Consider the following 4929-nt stretch of genomic DNA (forward strand, 5'->3'; position numbering starts at 1 on the left):
GGACTCTCGTCCGCCGAATGGGACCCGTGGTCGTGATGCTCGTCGTGAGTTGCGTGCATGTGCTCCGCGTGCCCTGAGGTGTCGACGAGATCTGCAGGAACGAGCTTCATGCCACACTCCGGGCAACGAGCGGGTGACTCACTGGTGACGTGTGGATGCATTGGGCAGACGTAGCTCATCGGAGCCTCGACGGGAAGGAGCTTCATTCCGCACTCGGGGCAGCGTCCTTGCTCCTCGCTGACGATGTTCGGATGCATCGGACACGTGTAGACGGCGCCCTCAGGTGTGTCGAACTCCATCTCCGCGACGAAGGCGAGCGTCTTGTCCGGCGCTGCAACCAGGAAGCGGGTCACTCGCTCGCGCTCCGCCACGAGGTCTTCGTTCGTCCGTAACACCGCGAACTGCTCCGTGAGCGCCGGCTCGGCTGGCTCGTCGGTCACGGTGATCGAAGCCAGTTGATACGAGCGGGCGGGCGTTCGGTGCTCGAGGACGTAGTCGCCCGAGCGTTCGAACAGAACGTCGACCACGTACCGTTCGGACGGAGACAGGAGGACCTCCTCTACGAAGGTCTCGTGTTCGTAGTGGCCGCTGTCTCCACCGACGAGCTTCATACGCGCTCCCGGCAGCGCCACGTTGAACACGCGAGTGTTGGCAGTGTTGGTGAAGTAGAAGCGCACGACCTCGCCCCGCCGAGCGGTCAGTGCGAGGTCCGGCTCTCCCGAGACGAGCATGACGTTGCCGAAGCGACCCATGGCAACATGTGTTGTCTCCGAGGCGCTGAAGCCGGCGATCTTCCCGTCTTCGACGAGAACGTCGTCCAGCGTCAGGAGCAGCTCGCGATTGACGGGCGGCCAGTAATCCGGCTCGGCTGGGACGACATGGATGTTGCCGTACAGCCCCATTTCCTGGCCGTAGTCCTCGCGGATGTGAGGGTGGTACCAATACGCGCCGGGATCGGGGACGTGCACCTGGTACGTGAAGGTCTCCCCGACGGGAATCGGCGCTTGCGTGTCATGAGTCCCGTCGTAGCGGTTCTCGAGCCGCAAGCCGTGCCAATGCACCGTTGCTTCGAGGTCGCCCTCGTTCCTGACGTGGACGGTCACGGTCGCCCCTTCGGGAACCTTGAGGGTCGGCCCGGGAATCGAACCGCTGTAGGCGAGCATTCGAACATCCGTGTCACCTACTCGCTTGGCGACCGGCCCGATGTGAAGTTCCATTGATCCGCCGTCTGCGAGTTCGATGACGGTCGGAGAGACCGCACGTGGAAGCCCGCTCGTGTCGGTGGGGAACTCGTCTTGGCGCGCGATCGTTTCCTGCGCTTTCTCGTTCATGAAAGTCACACTCCTCGAGGCGTTGCAGCCGCTTCGGCTTCCAGCCCAACACGGAGGGGGCGCTCGTTCGCGTTAGCGGCGATGCGCTCGGAGATGAACTCCGCATCGTCCTTGACCCAACCGAGGAGCGCCGAGCCCCGAGTGTGCTGCCAGGTTAGACCGAGGAAGAACAGACCGGGGTAGTCGGTGACGCCCCGTCGATGGAGCACGCGGCGGTTTTGATCGAAGACGGGAACGTCGATCCAGCCGTACTCGGATCGGTAGCCCGTGGCCCAGATGACAGCATCGACGCCGAGCTCGCTGTCGTCCTCGAAGGTCACCGCATCGCCCGAGGCACCCACGACCCGTGGTTTGACCTCAACGCCGTGACGCTTCACGTCCCTCGTGCTCGAGCCGATCAGCGTGTCGCGGTCTCGCGCACGCCGTCCGATTCGCGACTCCACCGTCTTCTCGATGAGGCCCGTCTTCGTCAGCCACCAGAAGAGATCGCGTCCGAGCACTCGCTGCGGCAGCGGTGTCTGTCGAGATCCGATGGCAAGGTGAACGGAGTGGGTCGCCGATAGCTCCTTGGCTATCTGGAATCCGGTGTTGCCGCCACCGACGACCAGCGCCGTTCCTTCGGGAAGATCACTCGGACGCCGGTAGCCCGTGCTGTGCATCTGGGCGACGTCCGGCGCGAGATCCGCTGCGAACGCGGGCACATTCGGGACCTGAAACGGGCCGGTCGCAACTACGACCTGGTCGGCCTCGAGAGCACGTGTTCCGAGGTTGAGGGCGAAGCCACCCTCTGCGGGTGCGACTGACTGCACGGGGCTGTTGAGCGCGACGGGCAACTCAAAGGTCGAGGCGTATCCCTCGAGGTAGCTGATGACCTCGTCGCGCCCGGGATAGCCGTTCGGGTCGCCCGGGAACGGGAGGCCGGGAAGGCTGTCGTACCGACGCGGCGTGAACAGAACGAGCGAGTCCCAGCGACTGCGCCACGCGCAGCCAATCGAATCGCTGGCTTCGAGGATCGTGAAGTGCCGGCCCTCTTTCGCCAGGAGGTACCCCATGGCGAGCCCCGCCTGCCCAGCGCCTATCACCGCGACTTCGAATCGATCGTCGGAACCGTTTGCCGTCTGGTCTGTCATGTCGACCTTTCGCTCCTAACTACCGTTGCCCACTCCGGCCGGATGGCCGGTTCGTCAGACATCTCTGCCCAGAGTGCACGTCCGGAAACATCGCTGAGATTCGGGCGTTCGCGACCGAGTCTTGAGCCGAGCGACAGAGGGCAAGAGGGCTCGGACTCGTGGCAAGCGTACATGCGACAACCCCGACCCTTCCGAGGCGGCAGAGCTGACGTCTCCGGGTCTCTTGTGTCAGCCTGCGTGTCAGCCGTGGTCGTCAGGGCAGGCACCCCGGGTCAGCCGACGTCGGCCGAGAACGACAGAACCGTGCACGATGTCCCCTGGGTCACTCCCTGACCGCTCGCGCCACGTCCTTGCCATGCACGAGATCGAGGGGCTCGAGTCCTTCATCCGCTTCCCTCAAACCCGCTGTGTGTATCGTGGTTTTCGACGCTTGTGGCCTGGCGTGCAGCGTGAACCGCGCGTCCTCAGGCTCGCGTCAGTCGTTGGACGCGCATGACTGCGAGGATCAGAATGCACGAACTGCTAGCAAGGGAGGGGACAAGTGGGCTCCATGACCGTCGAAAGCCTCCGAGAGAGCGTGCGCGGCCAGGTGATCGGCCCCGACGACGAGGGTTACGAGGCCGCACGTCGGGTCTTCAATGCGATGATCGATCGTCGCCCGGCGTTCGTCGTGCGGTGCGTCGGCACTGGCGACGTGGTTGGCGCAGTGGGGTTCGCCCGTGAGAACGGGCTCGACCTCGCGATACGGGGAGGTGGCCACAGCGTTCCGGGGTTCGGGACCTCGGACGACGCAGTCGTCATCGATCTGTCGGGCATGCGGGATGTTCAGGTCGACCCGGAGCGCGCGACCGCACGGGCAGAAGGCGGCGCGACATGGGGCGTCTTCAACGACGCGACGCATCCCTACGGCCTGGCGACCACCGGGGGAATCGTCTCGACGACGGGAGTCGGCGGGCTCACCCTTGGAGGCGGCATCGGCTACCTCTCCAGGGGTGTCGGCCTGTCGTGCGACAACCTCCTCAGCGCCGAGGTGGTCACCGCCGACGGGCAGGTTCTGACGGCGAGCGAGGAGGAGAATCAGGATCTCTTCTGGGCCCTTCGCGGTGGGGGCGGAAATTTCGGGGTCGTGACGGCGTTCGAGTTTCGACTGCATCCCGTTAGGGACGTCTACGGGGGCCCGCTCTTCTTCGACCGTGCAGACGCGGGTGCTGTGTTACACGCCTATCGAGACTTCATCCAAGATGCACCGGAGGAGTTCGGAGGGTTCCCTGCCTGGCAGATCGCTCCGCCGCTCCCGTTCATTCCGGAAGAACGGCACGGTGAGACGATGCTCGCATTCGTGGCCTGCTGGGCCGGGCCCGTCGAGGATGGAGAGGATGTGTTGAAGCCGCTTCGCGACGCTGCTCCCGTCGTGGCCGAGCACGTGGGGCCAATGCCCTATCCCGCTCTCAATAGTGCATTCGATGCGCTCTATCCACCCGGCGACCTGCAGCACTACTGGAAGGCCAACTTCGTACAGGAACTCACCGATGAGGCGATCGACGCCCACCTCGAGCACGGCCCAAACGTGCCCGTAGTGAACTCGACCGTGCACATCTACCCGATCAACGGTGCCTGCCATCGGGTCGCGTCCGACGAGACCGCCTTCGCGTACCGCGACGCAACGTTCGCAACGGTCATCGCCGGCATGTGGCCGGATGCGGCCGACAACGAAGCCAACATCAAGTGGGTTCGGGACTACTACGACGCGGTGGCTCCTCTCTCGGAGGAAGGCGGCTACGTGAACTTCATGTCCGGCGACGACCAGGATCGGATCAAGGCGAACTACAAGGGGAACTACGACCGGCTGACCGACGTCAAGCGGAAGTATGACCCCGACAACCTGTTCCACTTGAACCAGAACATCCGGCCGTAGGTCGGTCGTCAGCGGGCCCAGTCTGTCGCGCTGCTCACGTGATCCGCCTCGCCGAACGGCGGCGACGCCAGGGTTCTTCCGGTGGACCCGAGTTCGCCAACCGCCCAAGGGCGCGAGTGACCTAGGAAACGTACAAGGCCGACCCGAGAGGCCGATCCAGGGCGGGCGGGTAGAGTTCCCATACAGAGAGGACGCCCTGGATGAAGAGCAAACGGCAGCAGACGATGGCGAAGGTGACCCGCGAGCGCGAGGTCAAGGAGCGTCGTGCCCGGAAGCTGGAGAAGAAGCACGCAGCGGCTGCGGAGCGGAAGGCGAAAGCGGAAGGCGGCCAGCCCGCAGACGGGGAAACCTGACCGGCCTCGTCGACGAGAAGCCGTGCGCGCGCCAGTCGACCCGCTGAGCGGTTAGGCGCGCTCTTCGATCCTCATCAATCCGACCGAGATGATCGTTCGATAGCTCGCGAATGCGTGGTGCCCCGCCTGCAGCAGATAGTGATCTGCTTCGACCATCCTGCGGTACACGTCGAGCGGTACATTCAGCAGTCGGTCGCATT

Annotated in this window: 4 protein-coding genes; 2 read left to right on the top strand and 2 right to left on the bottom strand. The window is 64.5% G+C overall.

The features are described 5' to 3' along the window. Window positions 1–1331, bottom strand: a 1331-nt coding sequence (locus VEK15_18150; GenBank protein ID HXV62628.1) for a multicopper oxidase domain-containing protein, incomplete at its 3' end; no start/stop codon positions are given. Window positions 1332–1336: 5 nt separating this feature from the next. Continuing rightward, on the bottom strand, window positions 1337–2461 hold the full coding sequence (locus VEK15_18155) for an NAD(P)/FAD-dependent oxidoreductase (protein ID HXV62629.1): 1125 nt from the start codon (window positions 2459–2461) through the stop codon (window positions 1337–1339). Between the two features lie 550 nt (window positions 2462–3011). Here VEK15_18155 and VEK15_18160 point away from each other — a divergent pair. Next, window positions 3012–4376: an FAD-binding oxidoreductase gene (locus tag VEK15_18160; protein ID HXV62630.1), complete on the top strand. Its 1365-nt coding sequence runs from the start codon at window positions 3012–3014 to the stop codon at window positions 4374–4376. Window positions 4377–4576: 200 nt separating this feature from the next. Continuing rightward, window positions 4577–4729: a hypothetical protein gene (locus VEK15_18165; protein HXV62631.1), complete on the top strand. Its 153-nt coding sequence runs from the start codon at window positions 4577–4579 to the stop codon at window positions 4727–4729. Window positions 4730–4929 lie beyond the last annotated feature (200 nt).

It is taken from the genome of Vicinamibacteria bacterium (assembly GCA_035620555.1).
Taxonomy (GTDB): Bacteria; Acidobacteriota; Vicinamibacteria; order Marinacidobacterales; family SMYC01; genus DASPGQ01.

Bases quoted from the DNA above. Each gene is read 5' to 3' on its own strand.
- VEK15_18155 (HXV62629.1), bottom strand. From the start codon at position 2,461: ATGACAGACCAGACGGCAAACGGTTCCGACGATCGATTCGAAGTCGCG.
- VEK15_18160 (HXV62630.1), top strand. From the start codon at position 3,012: ATGACCGTCGAAAGCCTCCGAGAGAGCGTGCGCGGCCAGGTGATCGGC.
- VEK15_18165 (HXV62631.1), top strand. From the start codon at position 4,577: ATGAAGAGCAAACGGCAGCAGACGATGGCGAAGGTGACCCGCGAGCGC.